The 19,200-nt window shown below is 37.5% G+C and carries 16 protein-coding genes and 4 pseudogenes; 2 read left to right on the top strand and 18 right to left on the bottom strand.

Features of this window, described 5'->3' with window-relative positions; translation table 11 throughout:
- Window positions 1-2: 2 nt before the first annotated feature.
- The 3 genes from MK480_RS09415 to MK480_RS09400 all read right to left on the bottom strand — a co-directional run bounded on the left by MK480_RS09415 (window position 3) and on the right by MK480_RS09400 (window position 1,316).
- Entirely contained in the window at window positions 3-206 is a 204-nt protein-coding gene (locus tag MK480_RS09415; RefSeq protein WP_075227091.1) for an excisionase, read from the bottom strand.
- 460 nt (window positions 207-666) lie between these two features.
- Window positions 667-897: a helix-turn-helix domain-containing protein gene (locus MK480_RS09405; RefSeq protein WP_000857133.1), complete on the bottom strand. Its 231-nt coding sequence runs from the start codon at window positions 895-897 to the stop codon at window positions 667-669.
- Entirely contained in the window at window positions 894-1,316 is a 423-nt protein-coding gene (locus tag MK480_RS09400) for a sigma-70 family RNA polymerase sigma factor (protein WP_268707575.1), read from the bottom strand. The genes MK480_RS09405 and MK480_RS09400 overlap by 4 nt, the downstream gene beginning before the upstream one ends.
- A gap of 504 nt (window positions 1,317-1,820) precedes the next feature.
- Here MK480_RS09400 and MK480_RS09395 point away from each other — a divergent pair.
- Window positions 1,821-2,042, top strand: a pseudogene (locus MK480_RS09395) (helix-turn-helix domain-containing protein); the annotation flags it as partial.
- A gap of 73 nt (window positions 2,043-2,115) precedes the next feature.
- Here the strand turns inward: MK480_RS09395 and MK480_RS09390 are convergent.
- From MK480_RS09390 to MK480_RS09375, 4 genes are all read right to left on the bottom strand, one after another.
- Entirely contained in the window at window positions 2,116-5,034 is a 2,919-nt protein-coding gene (locus MK480_RS09390; RefSeq protein ID WP_001240982.1) for a Tn3 family transposase, read from the bottom strand.
- A 3-nt stretch (window positions 5,035-5,037) separates the two neighbouring features.
- A complete protein-coding gene (locus tag MK480_RS09385; RefSeq protein WP_000576156.1) occupies window positions 5,038-5,592 on the bottom strand; it encodes a recombinase family protein in 555 nt (184 codons plus the stop codon).
- A gap of 354 nt (window positions 5,593-5,946) precedes the next feature.
- Entirely contained in the window at window positions 5,947-6,684 is a 738-nt protein-coding gene (erm(B), locus tag MK480_RS09380) for a 23S rRNA (adenine(2058)-N(6))-methyltransferase Erm(B) (RefSeq protein WP_001038790.1), read from the bottom strand.
- 124 nt (window positions 6,685-6,808) lie between these two features.
- A complete protein-coding gene (locus MK480_RS09375) occupies window positions 6,809-6,892 on the bottom strand; it encodes a 23S rRNA methyltransferase attenuation leader peptide (RefSeq protein WP_001814874.1) in 84 nt (27 codons plus the stop codon).
- Between the two features lie 415 nt (window positions 6,893-7,307).
- Here MK480_RS09375 and MK480_RS09370 point away from each other — a divergent pair.
- A pseudogene (locus MK480_RS09370) lies at window positions 7,308-7,445 on the top strand (XRE family transcriptional regulator); the annotation flags it as partial.
- A 59-nt stretch (window positions 7,446-7,504) separates the two neighbouring features.
- Here the strand turns inward: MK480_RS09370 and MK480_RS09365 are convergent.
- From MK480_RS09365 to mobT, 11 genes and pseudogenes are all read right to left on the bottom strand, one after another.
- A complete protein-coding gene (locus MK480_RS09365; RefSeq protein ID WP_000336323.1) occupies window positions 7,505-7,672 on the bottom strand; it encodes a cysteine-rich KTR domain-containing protein in 168 nt (55 codons plus the stop codon).
- Between the two features lie 118 nt (window positions 7,673-7,790).
- Window positions 7,791-9,710 carry a tetracycline resistance ribosomal protection protein Tet(M) gene (gene tet(M), locus MK480_RS09360; RefSeq protein WP_268707574.1) on the bottom strand — a complete coding sequence of 640 codons (1,920 nt, stop codon included), beginning with the start codon at window positions 9,708-9,710 and terminating at the stop codon, window positions 7,791-7,793.
- Between the two features lie 15 nt (window positions 9,711-9,725).
- Window positions 9,726-9,773 (bottom strand): annotated as a pseudogene (locus tag MK480_RS10135) (hypothetical protein); the annotation flags it as partial.
- Between the two features lie 313 nt (window positions 9,774-10,086).
- Complete coding sequence (locus MK480_RS09350; protein ID WP_001224319.1) at window positions 10,087-11,019, bottom strand: conjugal transfer protein; 933 nt, start codon at window positions 11,017-11,019, stop codon at window positions 10,087-10,089.
- On the bottom strand, window positions 11,016-12,017 hold the full coding sequence (locus tag MK480_RS09345) for a bifunctional lytic transglycosylase/C40 family peptidase (protein WP_000769868.1): 1,002 nt from the start codon (window positions 12,015-12,017) through the stop codon (window positions 11,016-11,018). Before MK480_RS09345 ends, MK480_RS09350 begins: the two co-directional genes overlap by 4 nt.
- On the bottom strand, window positions 12,014-14,191 hold the full coding sequence (locus tag MK480_RS09340) for a CD3337/EF1877 family mobilome membrane protein (protein ID WP_000804748.1): 2,178 nt from the start codon (window positions 14,189-14,191) through the stop codon (window positions 12,014-12,016). Before MK480_RS09340 ends, MK480_RS09345 begins: the two co-directional genes overlap by 4 nt.
- A 2-nt stretch (window positions 14,192-14,193) precedes the next feature.
- Window positions 14,194-16,641 carry a conjugal transfer ATPase TcpF gene (gene tcpF / locus MK480_RS09335; RefSeq protein WP_002368314.1) on the bottom strand — a complete coding sequence of 816 codons (2,448 nt, stop codon included), beginning with the start codon at window positions 16,639-16,641 and terminating at the stop codon, window positions 14,194-14,196.
- Window positions 16,625-17,017, bottom strand: a complete 393-nt coding sequence (locus MK480_RS09330) for a conjugal transfer protein (RefSeq protein WP_025186755.1) — start codon at window positions 17,015-17,017, stop codon at window positions 16,625-16,627. The genes tcpF and MK480_RS09330 overlap by 17 nt, the downstream gene beginning before the upstream one ends.
- A gap of 13 nt (window positions 17,018-17,030) precedes the next feature.
- Entirely contained in the window at window positions 17,031-17,528 is a 498-nt protein-coding gene (locus MK480_RS09325) for an antirestriction protein ArdA (RefSeq protein WP_002368312.1), read from the bottom strand.
- A gap of 116 nt (window positions 17,529-17,644) precedes the next feature.
- A complete protein-coding gene (locus tag MK480_RS09320) occupies window positions 17,645-17,866 on the bottom strand; it encodes a hypothetical protein (RefSeq protein ID WP_001009056.1) in 222 nt (73 codons plus the stop codon).
- A gap of 42 nt (window positions 17,867-17,908) precedes the next feature.
- Window positions 17,909-19,113, bottom strand: a pseudogene (gene mobT, locus MK480_RS09315) (MobT family relaxase).
- Window positions 19,114-19,200 lie beyond the last annotated feature (87 nt).

Below are 19,200 nucleotides of genomic sequence, written 5' to 3'. Positions count from 1 at the left end.
CGCTAGATTGCGTCCAATTTATCAATAATTTTTTCAAACTGTTTTCGCTTTATCTGAATACGATTGCCATTCATAATCAGCCAATTTGCATTTTTATTTTCCTCTGCCAAGCGTCGTAGCTTGTTTTCGCCAATACGAAAATATTTTGACGCTTCTTCAATGGTTAGGGTATAACGTTCCCAAATAGGAATGTCAGTCTGCTTCATAAAATCCTCCTTTCCAAATCACTTATTTGGATTTCATAAAAGTTGTTTTACCAGCAATCGAACAGCTTTAGCAAAGCTCACGGGAGTTCCACCCCTGCATGGTTCTCATGTAGCCATACTCATTGCCTGCGACGGTTTTATCACGCTCGGACTATTGACTGTATGGGAGTATCATTATCACGATAAGAATGTCGTTGCAGGCAATCCTGCTAAAGATTGCTTCTCGGATCACTAACATGAATCGCTCGCTATCTTTATAAGATAGGTCATGGCGGTTAGTTCCGTTGGCTCTTTTCTTATCGAAACGTATTCGATTACTTTTATTCAGTTTTCAAAGAACAATGGCTCGTTAGCCTATCAAAACACATTGAAAGCTCAATATGCTTTGGTGGAATAACAAACCTCCCTGTTCGGGAAGCGTGGAATGGTTTAGCACGCTTCCACGAAAGGAGAGAGGATATTACTTAATTTCAAATGACAAAATCTTTGTAATCAGTCTGGTTTCCATTCTTCCACGTAAGACTTCATCAACGACCATACTTTGATTGCCATATTCATCTTTCATAAGTCGTAGGGAACGCTTCGTTATGTACCCTCTGTAATGATGTAGAATCTGGTTAATCGCTTCGGTATCGCCATCTGTTGCCTTTACAATGAGAGGAAAGGGAATCATAGGATATTGTGTTTTCATTCTTCAAATTCCTCCATAAACTTTTTAATTAAGGCTAGTCCACTGGTTCTATGCCGATAGACATTAGAACGGTTCAATTTCAACAGGTCTGCAATTTCTGAATCGCTCATGTCCATAAAGTAAAACAGCAGTAGAATTTCACGTTTCTTGTCTGGCAACTCACGTAATGCTTCACTCAACAAATCATTTTCAACGCCTACTGATAACCCATTGAGTGTAAAAATCTGAAAGTCAGTTGAATAGTTATCTGTTGTCGCAAACTGGCTAACAAGATAATCGCCAACATCCGAAAAGGACACCTCACGCTTTGCAATCCTTGAAAGATAAAGCATATAATTCTTTCGCTCGTCTTCCATAGCACGTTTACAGATATAGTCAAACTGATTTTCTATTGTGGTCTGAAAAGAAGATGGTTTCATGTTTCTCACCCCCTTTCTGTCTAGGAAAGGAAGTGAGCCTTGCTCGTTTATCTCCTTTCACTCTTAGTCCCAATGTGAAAGGGGGATTTGTTGCATTACTGATAAATAAACTTTGTAAAAAAGTTCTGAATAGCCAAAAAAGCATATAAACAGATTTATTTCTCTGTTTACATGCTTCTGTTATTCTATCTATATGATTTATAAAACCACATTGGTGGACGTACTTATCTATTGCAGATAGACGACTTTTTTTGACAAGAACCCAATGTAAGGAAATTTATTGTATATGATGTACTTCATGGCGACGTTGACCTCCAACAAACCGCCATTTGGAAGTAATATACAATATTTTAACAGCGTAAATAGCACTACCATATAACGGTTTTTTTTATTGGCGTTTAGTAGTGCTTTTTATTAAATATAAACCTATAAACCATATAACACGTTTTTCTATACCTGTTTTTAATTCAGTAGGAACAATAAAATGTATAGAGGTGGTCTACTATGCGTAAAAAAGAAGATAAATATGATTTTAGAGCCTTTGGTTTAGCCATTAAAGAAGCTCGATTGAAACGAGGTTTAACTCGTGAACAAGTGGGAGCATTGATTGAAATTGACCCACGGTACTTAACTAATATTGAAAATAAAGGGCAACACCCCAGCATACAAGTTCTTTATGACCTTGTATCGTTACTTCATGTTTCCGTTGATGAATTTTTCTTACCTGGGGTCCCGAGCGCTTAGTGGGAATTTGTATCGATAAGGGGTACAAATTCCCACTAAACCAATGTTTCAAGGCCTATTTATTTTTTATATTCAATTCTCTTAAGTGTTTAGGAATAGATAACAAGTCAAATTTATACTCTCCAAGAAAAGTGATATGCTCCCAATTAATAGGAGATACATGCTTCATATACTTAGTTACTTCGGGATCTATTTTGACGAGATAATTATAAGCTGCTTGTAAGTAGACGGCGTTCCATATACTTATTGCATTTATTAACACATTAAGCGCACTAGCACTTTGAAGTTGTCGGCGAATATCGCGCTCCATAAATTTTCCGCGTCGCCCAAAAAATAGTTCTCTAGCTAAAGCATTAATCGCTTCTGTCTTATTTAGTCCATGAGTGATCCTTCGCCGTAGCTCACTATCTGTAATATAATCTATCATAAAAATGCTCTTTTCAATGCGACCTAGTTCTCTCAGTGCAAGAGCTACTCTATTCTTACGTGCGTATGAGCCTAGCTTTCCTAATAGTAAAGAACTAGATACTTTTCCTGTTTGAATCGAATAGGCGATTCGTTTAATTTCATCATAGTTTTCTTCAATAATTTTTACATTGATTTTTCCGCTTATATCTTCTGATAAGTTAGGGTAGTAGGAAGGTGATTTGATAGAAAATAATTGTGATTTTTTTATATTTCTGATGCGAGGTTCAAAATCAAAGCCTAGTAATGCGGTCATTCCAAACACCTGATCAGAATACCCATTTGTATCAGTAAAATGTTCCTCAATATCTAGATCTGTTTCATGATAAAGTAGGCCATCAAGGGTATGAGTAGCTTCCCTTGTATTAGTTGAAGCAACCTCGATATGATGAGTCGTATGCCTATCATTTATTGATCGAATCATTGTAGCTCCTTTTTCCATACTTTTGTAATGTGGATTAACATCGGATTTTAGAGCTGAGACGCCCACTGGGACGCGCATTCCGTCTGAAGCAGTGGTTTTTCCTTCACCCCAAAAGTCTGCAACAGGAAGCTTTAACTGATAATTAACCAAAACAGATTGAGCACGAGTCAGAGCTTCTTTATAAAAGCGCCATTGTTTGGCATTGGCTAACTGAGAATAAGAAATTCCAGGAGTTGATTGGGCCATTTTTTCAAGACCAATATTCATCCCTAAACCCAGCAAAGCAGCAAAAATAATTTTTCTTTCTTGTTCACTCGGCGGTTTCCCTGTAGAATCATGACTAAATTCTTGTGAAAAGTTGGTCCAACTGTCCACCTCAATTAAAAGATCACTAAGCCTTATCTTAGGAATTATTGAATAAAGTTTTTTTCTATATATTTCTGCTTCGCTAGGTGTAACTTTTTCCAACTTTTTAAGGTTTGCTCTTGAAATTCTCTTATCAACTGTCGAATAAAATTGAAGCTGTAAATCTAAAATTATTTCCCGATCCTTTAAATAGTCCTCAAACGTGTCTGGAATAGTTTCTGAATCAATACAAGCAGATAAATCAACTAAGTAATCATCAATATTTCGATGGATCATACTTCCTTCAACTGAAATATCTCCTGATCGAATATTGTTCTTTAGCTCGGTGAAAGCTACTAACTCATAGTAAGACCGATCTATTTTCCCCTCTTCTGGCCGAACAAGGCTTTTCCATTTTTTACTCACAAAATCAGTAGAAGTATCTGCCGGTATTTTTCTTTTACCACTATTGTGTAAATCAGTTAGTTGAGTTAGGGCCATGAGGACTGGATTTGCTGCCGGAGTTGCTTTGAACGAAAGGGTCCTCAATAACATTGGCGTGTATCTTCGGAGGTAATTAGCTTTATTTCGAACCATTTCTAAATAGCCATGATTTTTATTACCTGTAATTTTTTTAGCTTCTTCTCCATCTTGTACTAAATCTTCCCAAGGCATGATTCGTTCAATTTCGTCAAAAGGATTACTATCATTATCTTTTGCAAAGTGAAGAGCATCAATTAAAGAAGCATAATGTTCCAATTTTTTAGTAGCCAATTTTCCTTTTTCTTTTAACTGTTCTTGTGAATCACGTGTCCCTTTGCGTTTAATACTTGCTAAAATGCGGTCATTAATCTCAATCAGTTGATCGATCAGATATTGATGATGATTGACTAAAAAAGCAATAAGTAAAGAGTATCTTTTTTCAAGCTCAAAACGGGAGAAGTCATATGCATCATAATTTTCCCCTAGTCTAGCTAGCTGAAGAAACCTGTTCCGATTAATATGGGAGACATTAATTGTCCCGAGTCCCATGGAAGCAATCACTTCCACTTTTTTACAAATACTCATAAAGCTTTCTGGATTTGCCTTACCTGGAATGTCTTTTAGCCAAGCGAGTTTAGTTATTTTCGTCTCTTCATAAATTTGAAACAAACTCTCTAGTTTTTCAATTTGTATATCTGTTAATGAACAGAGTAATATTGAAAATAAGTTGTTTTCTGCTTTATCTCGACAGCGGCTTATAATGTCTTCAAGTGTAGCTATAGATGGAAAAATAATTCTTTTTCGAGTTAAGAAATCAATTGTTTTTTTCATTAGATAGATAGAGTCATCATTTTCTAAAGCTAGTTCAATTAAATATTCTATTAACTGTTTTTGTGTATTAGCACTACCGAATCGATGATAGTTGAATACTTCTAAGATCTCGTTGAAGTGATTTGCACGTGTATTTCTATGATCATATGAATTTAAATCAATTGCATCAAGATGGAGCTGTCGACTCACATAAGAAGTTAGTCTGGTTGATTTAATCGGCCAATTACTTAAAGAACACCCAGGATACCGGGCCAAACAAAGTTGTATCGCAAATCCTAGTTTATTGACCTTTCCACGGTGTTGATTAATAACCTCCAGATCATAATCAGAAAAACTAAAATACGCTTTAAAATCCTCTTCTGATAAGTGGTCTACAGAAAGAAGTTGTTCACGCTGTGAAGTAGTTAAAATTCTTTTCATAGCCATATCTTAAGCATTCCTTTTATTGAGGTAACGGTAAAAGGTTGTTTTGCTTAATTTAGAGGCATCAAGAATTTGACGAATAGAATACTCTTTGCTGTCATACATTTTTAAAGCTAAATCAATTGATAGCTTACCTTTACTTGGACGGCCCCCTTTTTTTCCTCGGACTCTGGCTGCCTTAAGACCAGAGTTAGTTCGTTCAATAATAATATCCCGTTCCAGTTCTGCTAAACTAGCCATAACTCGGAAAAAGAATCTTCCCATAGACGTTGAAGTATCTACGTTATCTTGAATAGATATAAAATTGACACTAAGTTCTTCAAATAATTCAGAAAGTTCAATCAAATGTTTAGTTGATCGTGAAATTCGATCTAACTTGTAAATGACAACAGAATCTCCTTCACGTAGTAGGTTGATCATTTCTTCTAATTGCGGTCGGTCTTTTTTCGCACCAGTTACTTTTTCTTGAAATAATTTATCAATTCCATAATGAGTAAGTGCATCAATTTGTAAACTAAGATTTTGATCATCCGTACTCACTCGAGCATAGCCAAAAATCATAAAAAAACCTCCTTAATTTTATAATTTAAATGTACCATAACTCATTAAGTATAACTATATAGGAACTATGAAAAAGGAACGGATTTTGGTACTTGATTTACTTAAAAAACATTTAGAAAAAGCAGGAAAATGAAAAGGTACCATAAACGGTCGTTTATGGTACCATTCAAATTTATCCTTATTGTACAAAATAACAGCGAAATTTTTAAATCTATTCCTTATCGATACAAATTCCCCGTAGGCGCTAGGGACCTCTTTAGCTCCTTGGAAGCTGTCAGTAGTATACCTAATAATTTATCTACATTCCCTTTAGTAACGTGTAACTTTCCAAATTTACAAAAGCGACTCATAGAATTATTTCCTCCCGTTAAATAATAGATAACTATTAAAAATAGACAATACTTGCTCATAAGTAACGGTACTTAAATTGTTTACTTTGGCGTGTTTCATTGCTTGATGAAACTGATTTTTAGTAAACAGTTGACGATATTCTCGATTGACCCATTTTGAAACAAAGTACGTATATAGCTTCCAATATTTATCTGGAACATCTGTGGTATGGCGGGTAAGTTTTATTAAGACACTGTTTACTTTTGGTTTAGGATGAAAGCATTCCGCTGGCAGCTTAAGCAATTGCTGAATCGAGACTTGAGTGTGCAAGAGCAACCCTAGTGTTCGGTGAATATCCAAGGTACGCTTGTAGAATCCTTCTTCAACAATCAGATAGATGTCAGACGCATGGCTTTCAAAAACCACTTTTTTAATAATTTGTGTGCTTAAATGGTAAGGAATATTCCCAACAATTTTATACCTCTGTTTGTTAGGGAATTGAAACTGTAGAATATCTTGGTGAATTAAAGTGACACGAATGTTCAGTTTTAATTTTTCTGACGATAAGTTGAATAGATGACTGTCTAATTCAATAGACGTTACCTGTTTACTTATTTTAGCCAGTTTCGTCGTTAAATGCCCTTTACCTGTTCCAATTTCGTAAACGGTATCGGTTTCTTTTAAATTCAATTGTTTTATTATTTGGTTGAGTACTTTTTCACTCGTTAAAAAGTTTTGAGAATATTTTATATTTTTGTTCATGTAATCACTCCTGAAGTGATTACATCTATAAATAAATACAGAAGTTAAACGATTTGTTTGTAATTTTAGTTATCTGTTTAAAAAGTCATAAGATTAGTCACTGGTAGGAATTAATCTAACGTATTTATTTATCTGCGTAATCACTGTTTTTAGTCTGTTTCAAAACAGTAGATGTTTTATCTACATTACGCATTTGGAATACCAACATGACGAATCCCTCCTTCTTAATTACAAATTTTTAGCATCTAATTTAACTTCAATTCCTATTATACAAAATTTTAAGATAATGCACAATCAACACACTCTTAAGTTCGCTTCTAAGTCTTATTTCCATAACTTTAGGGTTAACCATACGCAAGACCAATCACTCTCGGACAATACTCATGATTTTAATGATAAAATCCATGTTAAACCCATAGATAAGAAATACACCTGCAATAACCGTTACCTGTTTGTGCCAATTTAAAAATGCACCACTTTTTTATAATTAAAACGGTTGAAAACTGTACCACTAATAACTCACAATAGAGAGATGTCACCGTCAAGTTAAATGTACAAAATAACAGCGAAATTTTTAAATCTATTTCTTATCGATACAAATTCCTCGTAGGCGCTCGGGACCCCTACCTGCTAATAACTTGGTAAAAAGCACCCGACGATTACAGATAGAGAAATACATGGATAGCTTTACAGACAAAGAACTATCCTTAATGGAATCTTTAGCCAGCGGTATCAACGAAGCAAGAAACATCGAAGACTAATTAAAAGAATCCATACATAACGGAAAGAGCCGATAAAATGAGATTGTATTAATCTCATTTTATCGGCTCTGCGTCTTTGCGTCTGGCTCTGTAATCACAGTTACTTTGAACTGCTTTATTTCAATTAAATTTTCTTGTCTGCATTTCGGACAATAGAGGGGGAATTTTTTTAATTCAGTATCTTCCCTTATCTTTAATCGTGTTTTATTTCCACATACAGGACACAATATCCACTTGTAGTTTATAATAACTATCTCCTCCTTTACACTTTAATTCAAATCTTTATTAAAAAATATTTCATCTTATTTAACAAGAAACCATATTTATATAACAACATAAAATACACTAAGTTATTTTATTGAACATATATCGTACTTTATCTATCCGACTATTTGGACGACGGGGCTGGCAAACAGGTTCACCGGTAGTAACATGGTACCCTTTTAACTCTGTTAAACAAACACTACGTCCATTTGTAAAGAAAGTTAAATCACTACGATATTCTTGAATACACCGAGCAGGGATTTCTCCACTAAGAATGACCTCATTATTTTTCAATTGAGTGTCTACGATGTTCGCACAATATTTAGGAGCATCGTTGTATGCTCGTGAAAGATATTCCTGTGGCGCATAAATTTTAAAACTAAGATATGGCTCTAACAATTCTGTTCCAGCTTTTTTTAAGACTTGTTCCAATACAATAGGAGCAAGCATCCGAAAATCTGCTGGGGTACTAACAGGGCTATAGTATAAGCCATACTTAAAACAGATTTTACAGTCCGTCACATTCCAACCATATAATCCTTGTTCGCAACCATAGCGTATCCCTTCCATAACTGCATTTTGAAATGATTGATTTAAGTATCCAAGAGGAACCGAGCTCTCATACTGCATTCCACTTCCCAACGGAAGCGGTGATACAGATAAACCAATGGAAGCCCAGAAAGGATTTGGCGGCACTTCGATGTGAATGGTATATTCTGCATTTTTTAACGGTCTCTCCATATAAATGACTGTAGGCTCTTTTAGTTCTATCTCCACATGATACTTTTCTTGCAACAGTGCACTAATCACTTCCATTTGTACTTTCCCTAAGAAAGAAAGTATAATTTCATGTGTCGTAGAATCCACGTAATATCGTAGAAGCGGATCACTATCTGAGATTTCCAAAAGGGCATCAAGCAACATTTCTCTCTGTTCAGGTTTACTCGGTTCAACAGTTGTTTGTAGTAGAGGGTGCGGATTTTCAATCTTTTTTCTCTGTGGCAATAGTTTTGTATCTCCAAGAACACTATTTAACTTCAAAAACTCATTTTGCAAAATAACAATTTCTCCAGAATAAGCTCTATCAATCTTACATAATTCACCATTTATTGAAGTATACATTTCTGTAACTTTTATTTTTTCTTTTTCTGATACTCTAACCGAATCTCGTAAATGTAGTACTCCACTATAAAGGCGTATATATGCAAGACGTTGTCTTTTTTTTGTATATTCAATTTTGAAAACATTTCCGCAAAGTTCAGACGGACCTCGATGTGTTGATGAATAAAATTTATTAGTAATAACTTCTATAAGGTTATCAATCCCTATATTACTTTTTGCACTTCCATGATAAACAGGGAACAGGGAACAATTATGAAATCTTATGCTTTCCTCTTGTTCGAGTTCCAATGCTTCTAATGATTTACCGGACATATATTTCTCTAAAAGGTCATCGTTTCCCTCTATTACCGTATCCCATTGTTCAGATTCGGTAAAGTTCGTCACACACATATTAGGATACAGTTCTACCTTCTGTTTGATTACAATTTCGGCAGAAAGTTTCTCTTTAATATCCTGATAAACCGTTGATAAATCAATTCCATTTTGGTCAATCTTATTGATAAAAAAGATTGTGGGAATCCCCATTTTCCTAAGTGCATGAAATAATATACGAGTTTGTGCTTGTACGCCATCTTTTGCAGAAATCAGTAGAATTGCCCCATCTAAAACTGATAATGAACGATATACTTCTGCTAAGAAATCCATATGTCCTGGCGTGTCTATGATGTTCACCTTCGTATTTTCCCACTGAAAAGAGGTTATTCCTGTCTGAATTGTAATTCCTCTCTGACGTTCTAAAAGCGTATTATCCGTCCTCGTTGTACCTTTGTCCACGCTTCCTAATTCTGTAATCGCTCCACTGTTATATAATAAGCTTTCTGTTAAGGTAGTTTTTCCTGCATCAACATGAGCTAAAACTCCAATATTAATAATTTTCATGTGATTTTCCTCCATTCAAAAACCCAAAAGGGCATAAAAATCCCAGTGATAAATACTTTTATCACTGGGATTTTTATGCATAACCATAGGTATACAAAGCATACAGATATTCTCTGGATACTTTAGAATCACATGATAAAGGTATTCTTAAACTGGGTACAAAAAACTAAGCCCTCCTAAAAAAGGACATCTAATTATTTGTTCCCGCTATCAAATTGACAGTTTATTTAAGAATACCTTGCCGCATATTTATTAACTCCTTTTAAATAGTCACTTAAATTATAGCACGTAAGAGCATATTTGTAAAGGAATCTCCAATTTTTTATCAAAAAGAGTACATGATTACAAAGTATCTGTAATCATGTACCAATATTTGTTATTTTACAATCTTCCAATTACTCCCGTTCTTTTCAAGTACCAAATCAAATTGAGATACCTGCGTTGCTTTGGTCTGCTGGTCGATATACTCCACTGTCAGCGATACCGTGACTTGATTATCCTTACGATTGTGAATAGGATTTACCAGTTCTTGAAAGATGTACTCTTTTCCGATTGGTTTTAATATCCCGTCATTCACATAGTAGGAAAGTTCACTGGCTGTCGCTGTAGGATAGAGCTTGAAGAACGTCGTTAAAAACTCATTGATTTCATTGGTTGTAATGGAATCAACCGTCCCCTCACTTTCAATGGCTTTTGGTTTATAACTTGATTTCTTAGGTATGTTGGTAATGGTCGGATTCTTAACCAGTACCATATTTCCAGAACCATCTACATAGACACTCACTATATAAGCAGAGTGGACGGTCTTTGTATTTTCTCCCTCTGTAATGAGCTGGTCTACACTGTAGGTTACATTAAACTCATTGTCGCCAGTTGGCTCTACCGTCCATATCTGAAATCCTCTTACAGAAGACGATACAGGAATATCTTTGCGTACTGTATCAACATTGAGAGCTTGAAGTTCATCTGTCAGATAGCCTTTTAGACTTTCCATTCGATTATCAATGGACTTATCGGATTGCTCCCATGAATAGTAGACTTTCGCAAAGTTCTCTACAAAATTTTCTACATGATGAGTATCAACGTATTCCTTTTCTATGATAGTTGTTTCGTGAATAGTATGAGTATCTATAGCTGTAAAGTGCTTGAATATCGCAAAGCTGAAACTAAGCCCTAAAAGTACCCACAAGGCAATCACAACCTTTTTATGAGGATTGACCTTATAGACACGAGGTTTCTTTTCCTTTGGTATCTGTTTTTCTTTATTCTGATTTTTTCTAAATTTCATCATTAAATCTTCCTTTCTCATTGTTTGATTCGTCCTGCTCCCACTAAATGCTGTTGCCAGTAGGGGCTTGTTAAGTCGGCATAACCGATTGGGTCGCCTGCATGAAACATACGGTTATTGCCAAGGTATATCCCAACATGAGTAATATAAGAGCCAGCGTTATAGGTAGAATGAAAGAAAACCAAATCGCCAGCTTGTGCTTCCGATAGTGGGATATGCTGGGTCACATCATATTGCTGTTGTGCGGTTCGTGGTAAGTTAATTCCAGCTTTTCCATACGTCCATTGTGTCAGTCCGCTACAATCAAAAGAAGTAGTCGGGGAAGCTCCACCGTAAACGTATCGCCAGCCCTCATATTTCAGTGCTTCGTCCATGATGGCTTGTACCGTATCATCATCAAACTCTGTTGTGACAAGATACTGCGTTACCAGTTGCACATAAAACATATTGCCATAGTTGTATCGCCAGCCCCCATTGATAGGTATGGCTATGGGATTGGGGTAAGACACTTTTTCGCCACCTGAATACTCTTTTGAGAAACTTTGAGCCAGTTCAAAGGTATATTTATTTCCACGATTAGCCACATACCCTAAGAAACCACCACCATAATTGTAGGACTGGATAACCGATTCTAAATCTACACTGAGCCTTTCGCTACTGGCTAATAATTCACTGAAATACTTCACACCTTGCTTAATGGATTCTTCTGTACTCAATGAATTAGGTGGAAGACCGAGGGATTCCGAGGACTGCATAACATCTTCCGCAGTACCGCCCGATTCCACCTGTATAATCGCAAGAAGTATGTTGACATATTCTTCAACGCCATATTCTTTGGCATATTTTTCTACCATAGGCTTATGAGCCAGCACTTCTGCGGAAACATTCACACCTCCATAATGAATATTGGAAATTCCGCTGTCCTGTTCATCTGAAAATAAAATGGCAACAAACAGAAGCAGTGAGAAGACCATCAAGAATAATCCAGAACCACCAATCACTAAAGTTTTCAACTTCATGGTTTCTTACCGACTTTCTTAATGGTGGCGGTTTTGATTGGTGGTCTACTTCTTGTATTTTGTAGTGGTACTCTTTGAACAGTAGACGGACGTTCTTTTGTGATTGGACGTTGTGAAGTTCTATCTGCTGTAGTGGTTGAAGTTGCTGGCTTTTGAACGGTTTTTTCTTGAACGGTATTGCCTTGGCGTTCCACTTTTGGACTTGAAAAATCGGACTTAACTGCTGGACGCTCTTGTTTGGCTTGTTGAGATTCCTTATATGAAGTCTGAATATTAGACTGTTTTGAGGTCTGTTCATCATGATATTGTTCTTGTCTTGTAGTCGGTCTTTCATGAACAGAAGAAGCAGGCTGTTTTTTCTGTTTGACCTGTTCCATTTCAGAGCGACGCTTCGCAATGGTTTTTCGCCTTTGTTCCTGCTGTTCCTTGCGTCCACTGGCTCTGTCCGCTTTGGTTTGAGAAATACTACTGGTTAAATCACGGACATTCTCTTTTACTTTGGATTTTCCTTGATATACTGCATATCTTGCATTGGTCGGCAAATCTTTAACCTGTTCTTTCAAACCACTAGCAGTGTCTACCATTCTGTCTTTGGTATCAGCTACTGTACCGATGGTTTGACCGATACGTTTTCCAAGTGTTGATTTTTCCTTTCCGTCTGGTCGGGAGTGATCTGCTTGTGTCCTTGCAGAACTCCCCGAACCCGACTGTCCTTTTTTACCTGTAACAATGGCAGACCCAGCCCCTAGAGTAGTCATGGAACGTCCAAGTTTCCGCTGTAGACGGTGCATGTGAGCGTGCATAAGCATACGAGGTTTTCTCATCACACGACTTCCCACACTTTGAGAATCGTTACTCTGTAGAGAAAACATACTCATTAAATCGCCCAGCTTGAAGTAGATTCCTGCAAAGGTCACAATCTGTAGAAAAGCAATCAAAAAGAACGGATAACCAGCCGATAAGGTATAGAGCATGGTTGAAATACTAAATGCTGTCGTAATAATCAATGTGATTCCAGCTCGTGTCAAAATGGTATTAAAGAGCTTTGTTATGGCTCGTTTTGACATACCATCAAATGATGGAATCATGCTTAAAATAAAGCTCACAGGCAGAAACATAGCATAGATGATAAAAAGTACCTGCGAGAAAATCATGATTCCTGTTAATAGGAATACAAATATGGAAATCCCAATATTGAAGACAAATAGGAAGAAGACTGTACCTAAACGGTTAATGGTCTTTGTAATGGTTAGATTGGTATTGCTTCTGTCTTCAATTTCTTCCGCAACAATTTTTTCTCTGTCTTCGCCATTGTTGGAATCTGGGCTGGTGGAGAGCAGGCTTTCCACACGGTCAATACCGATACTTTCAATGTCTGAACTGTTGTATTGAAGCAGTAGCCACGGTTGCTGAACCTGTATGGAAAACAGGCTATCTCTGATTAAGTCCACGCTGTCCTTGCCTTGACTATCGGAATGGGGCATGACAATCTTCGTGCCAAGTGATAAACTGGCATTACTGATGTCTGATGAAAAGTCATTGATTTTTTTAATGTAGTCGGGAGCGTAGGCAATAAAGGAAGCCGATAGGATAAACACCAGCACAAAATTCATAATGGCATGAATTGCCTTTGTGGTTTCTCTCTTTATCAGTCCCGTATAGGCAACATAAACCCCAAGAACCAAAATCAAGAGTAAGAGGAATCCAACATAGAAACCCTCTGTTGAAAATCCGTTTGCACTCACACCAGCTAAGGTCTGCATATTCTTACCAATGGAATCTGCTGTAGCGGAAATGAAGTCTAAGGAATAGGCTTCCTGTACTAAGTAACCTGTCGCATTGGAAACATACAAACTGATTGTCCAAATAAAATTGGTAATGGCATATAGTCCATACATGACCTGTTTTCCAATCCCGTCCGACCAGTTCCACGGAAGCCAGCCCCAGCTATTATCCACATAAAAATCCAGTTGATAGTTTTCAAGTGGGTATCGGCTGTATTCATTTGCCACATTGACCGTATCATCTACCAAGCCCGCAGCTTGAACCACCGTTCCCAGCATGGCTAAAAGAAAAATGGCAATCACAAGTGTGAAAGCCACTGTCATTGCCACTTTACCTAGACGTTTCAGCGTCCAGTTTGATTTTATTCTGTTTACTATTGATGGTTTCACATTTACACCTCTTTTCGCACAGGTGGTCTGGTATCAAAGGCATGGAGCAGTTCTTCAAATACAGGGTGGAACTGTATCACACCGACACGACCATATAAATCACTGATAAGGCACTGTCCATTTTCCAAATCACGCAATCGCTTCTGATTATTTTCGTCCTCTGGGTCAACGCCGAAAAAGGCAAGGGTCTTTTTAATCTCGTTAAGGTCAGTAGAGCGGAACGCAAATTTCAAACCAAGATTATTTTTCAGCTTTTCATCTAAAAGGTCATCTGTATTCTGGGTCACGAAATATACCCCAGCGTTCATAGCACGTCCAGCACGAACCAGTTTCATAGACAGTGTTTTACCTTGTGCCACCTGTAAGAAGCTCCACGCTTCGTCTAAGTCAACAATTTTAAAAATGCTTCTGTCTGTATGGATAAAGTCTAACGCAAAGGTACTAATGACAATCAGCATTGCCACCGATAGTAACTCCATTGTGGTATATTCCTCAAAGGAGGTTTCTTTATCGGGAAGTACCAAGTCGGCAACCTGTATGATGTTCAGTTGTTTTTCAAGACTGATAGACTGCTCCACATATCCATCACTAAAGAGCAGATGTGCAAAGTCATAGTCTGTAAAACTTTCGATATGGTCGGCTATGCTGGTGCTTATTTGAGTTCCCTCAACCCGTAATTCCTCAATCACTTTCAGAAGACCTCGCACTTCACTATTAGTTACAGCACGAATGGCTTTTCGTAGAACAGGGAAACGGTCAGAATCTCGTGATGAAATCCCCGTAAGGAACGTCAAAATGTCGATTGCCAGTGATTCAGAATCTTTGGGATTTTTCATAATCACGTAAGGGTCAAGTAAGCCTTTATTTTTCTCATCAGAAGTCAGATTGACAATATTAATTTCGTGAGCGATTTCTGGCAAGGTTTCTTTCCATCTGCCACGTTCCGCTTTCGGGTCAACAATCACTGCTTGTGCCCCATAAAGCACTGCATAATAGACGATAAGGTTATTCGCAAAGGATTTTCCACCGCCTAGCGAACCTACAAAGGCAGACGCTAATGCATTGGTTACTGAACCCTTAACCCCTTGACTGGCAAGAGCAGGTTTGAGGTAGACATTGCGTCCTGTATCTAAGCTATAGCCAACATAAATACCCTCATTTTCGCCAAGCATTTGAGTAGCACCGAAACCAAGTCCAGCTAAGAAATCAGAGGTTACATACTGAATATAGTCATTCATATAACGCTTGCTTGATGGTAAAAATTCTTCATGTAAGCCCAGCATATCTCCAAATGGTCGTACCAACTTGACACTTAAATCGTCATAAAAATCTTTCACTTCATTACAACGACGTTTCAATTCGTCCAAGTCATTTGCGGAAACACGCACCACATAAGAGAGCTTATACATGGATTCCTTGCTTTGGTCTAAATTATTTTCCAGCTCATTGACACTTTCCAGAGCTTCCGCCACATTAGAGCTGGTTTCGTTATCACTTTGCCATGCGTGGTTATCTAGGTCTTTTAGTTCTTTCTTTTTATTACGAACGGTGCTTAGTGCTTTACGGTTTGCCACGATTTCCACATTCATAGAAGTATCAATCGGGAATGTAAATTGCTGTTGCTGGTAGTAGAAGATTTCAGAGGACGGAAAGTCCAATTCGCCGACAATGCTGTTGATGGTAAAGTACGCCACATAGACGGTTTCGTCTTCCTGTTGAATTTTTAGGTATCGCTGTTTTTCTTCCACCAGACAACGGGTCGGTTTAATAAGGTCATAATATTTAATCAGCGTTTCATTATCCAGCTTCTTCTTTGATAGATGGTACTCATAATCTTCATAAGCTGTACCTGTCTGTCCATAAAGATGTTCAATCAGATAGCCGAAGTCGTCCTTATCCAGTCTACGGATTTTGAAACGACGAGAGATTTTATTTTCCAAGAGCTTTTCCATCTTCTGAAAACGCAGGATTTCATCATTACTCATGCTGACAAAATCGCCCATTAGCTTATGGTTCACATCATAGACAAAATCAGACAAAGCATTTTTGGCTTCAACGGTAAGACTTTTCATAGAAAACTCTTGATCGTTGAGAAGCAACTTAAAGCCGATAAAGAAGCGGTAGTCCACTTGATTTTCGCCAATCATGGATATTAAAGCGTCTGTCTGTTGGTCGATTTTGTCATAGGCAATTACTTTGAGTTTGCCAGTTACTTCCTCTTTGGAACGTTCTTGTGCAGAACGTATGCTGGATTCTGTACTGATTTGTAGAGCATGAATCTTGCCATCACGATTTTGTGCGATAAGCTGTCTGAAAGAATCATGCACTTGTATTTTCTGTTCTGGACTTAGGAATGAGTAATTGTAAGGAATAAGCTCATAATAGGCGTAACATTCGCCATCTTTATTCCAGACCAGATTATTTTCAATGTATTTAATTGGATATGCCATAAAATTCACTCCTAACTGTCGTAATGGCTTCTTGTGGCTGGTTTCTGCCAAGGGTTACTTTTTTCCCTGCATAGGTCAGCTTTGGTCGCAGTGCATAAGCAATGACAGACTTCAAAAATCCATAAGGCTTTTTACCATCAAAGGTTTTTGTAGACATAAACCATGTGAAAGCCACAGGAATTCCAAAATATTTGAGAAATGCTCCCTCAATCATGGAAAGAGGTGGCAAGTTGCCAAGTATCATAACCGCAAACAGTGACACGACAAACCACGTCATTTGCGTAAAGGTTATGGGAAACGGAAGTCTAAAATCGTTGATGGAGTACAGCACTTTCTCAACAGACCAAATACTGGTATAGCTTCGTATTTTCTTCATAGAATCAATCCTTTCAATAGACGATTTCAAAAATCCCATAATTGGTTGTGATAAAAGTTCCCGAAATTTCTAAATCACGACCATAGGATTCGTAATCAATATAGTTTTGAAGACTGGTTGGCACTTCGCCCAATACTCCAGTTTCTTCAATGTAGTAACGTGCGACATCTGCCATATCATCACAATCCGAGTGAATGATAATATCCTCTTGATGTTCGCTTAGTTCCTCAATACTTGAAAAATGAGTGAGCAGAGCAGATAGCTCGGATTGTAGTTCCTCTGGCAACTCCGATACCATTTCCCATAGGCGATTGAGTTCGCCAATAGAAGTGTATTCGTCAACCGTAAAGGGTAACTCATAATCGTGAATGGCGTATTCCTCGTATTCATCATTCAAGCCGATTTTCTCTTTGACTTCTTCAAAATCAATGGGAAAGGTAAACCAAGCACCGACTAATTCTCCTTCATTGTATTTACCTAAGTTGGCAATATAGACTTGCATATCGTCCATGTGTTCACGTCCTTTCTTTGTAGAGATTCAAAAATCCCTACCGCACTTCGTTTGGTGTACCATTCTTTTGCGGAACATAAGAAAACCACTTATATTCCACAAAATAACGGTTTAATTTAAGCACCGATAATGCGATTAAATAGCTCTAATAAAATGTCTTTTACTCCAGCAGCGTTGAACACCAAGCCCACCGCAATAATCGCAATGATGAGAAAGCCAATCAGTTTACTAAACTCACGCTTGAAGCCAAGATACAAGCCAATTACAACGATTGCTAAAAGTACCAGTGATTGAGCATTTGATAGAAACCAGTTATAAAGGTTTTGTCCAAAATTCATAAAAATGTTCTCCTTTCTGTATGCAGTGAATTTGTATTTAAGTTATTTTTTTGTCGTTATCACGTCCTGTTCTTTTACCGACTGTTGCTTTAAAATCTGCTTGTGTCGGTCTGTCAGTTTCGCATGGTCGAGAATGTCTTTCACAACCTGCGTCTGGTTAATTTCATCAAGTGTAATAGCAACCTTTAAGGTCGGGGCGACTTGATGAGATAGCCAGTTTAGTGTCCTTTGGAAAGAGTAAGGCTCTGGTTTTGTGGTTAGCTTTAATCGTTCACGATTGTTTCCAATAAACCATGCCCATTCTTCATTGAGTTTCCAATCGGAACGTGCTTTTGAATCGTCCTTATCCACAAAGCGGATATACCGATTGATAATCTTAAAAGCTGTATGCTCTGGATTATCATAGACAAGTAAATCACGTACTGCATAATAGGCACGCTCATTTTTTAGTCGGATTTCAAAACGGTTTTTAACCTCTGCGTCTTCAATGGGAATATCATTTTTCTTGTACTGCTCATAGTCCTTTTCATAGATACAGAAATAGACTTCGCTTTGTAATGAACCGATATAAAGCGTGTTTCCCATACATTCCTTTTCATCTTTGCGTACCAGTTCGCCACTGCGATAGCTCTTGAAACTGCGGAACACCGAAATACACTCTTCCTGTAGGCATTTTTCCGTCAGTGTGGGAATATTCAAAATCCCTGTTTTATCGTTGATGGCAAGGTCAAGGCGTTTCATCACGCCACCAGCCACCAAAGCGTCCATAAAGAACTCATACCAGCTTCTTTGTTGTGCTAGAAGATAGCTTTCAAATTGTCTGCACCCACGACCTTTTAATTCCACCAGAACACCTTTGTCTATCTCATGAGAGCAGAGAACGAATATATCGCCTAAGGCATAATGTTCTGAATAAGAATAAAAGCCATAGTCTTCATGAAGAAAATAGGAAAGTTTCAATTGCAATATTTCTTCAACCACATGCTGTACGTCCATTGTGGGAAAGCGAATCCTTACATAGTCAAAGAGCATTTCAAGTGGGGCATCGGGATTGAAGCGTTCCAGAGTTTCCCAAAGGGATTGTTGCAACTCGTCTGATGGCTTAACCTTGCCAGTTTCAATGTCGCTAAGATATTGCCTTGTAATGCCTGTAGCAATAGCCAGTCGGTTTTGAGATAGCCCATAAGCCAACCGTTTTTCCTTTAAATGCTGTATCAAAGTTTGTTCATTCAGTTAAATCCCTCCAATTAAAAAAGGTATGTCAACTATTGAAGCTCATTTGACATACCACGAAATTTTCTAAACTCCTTGTAACCAAAGAATTTTCTGCTATT

Origin of the sequence: Streptococcus mitis (genome assembly GCF_026782895.1) — a bacterium.
GTDB lineage: Bacteria > Bacillota > Bacilli > Lactobacillales > Streptococcaceae > Streptococcus > Streptococcus mitis_CB.
This window is presented reverse-complemented; position numbering and strand designations above follow the sequence as displayed.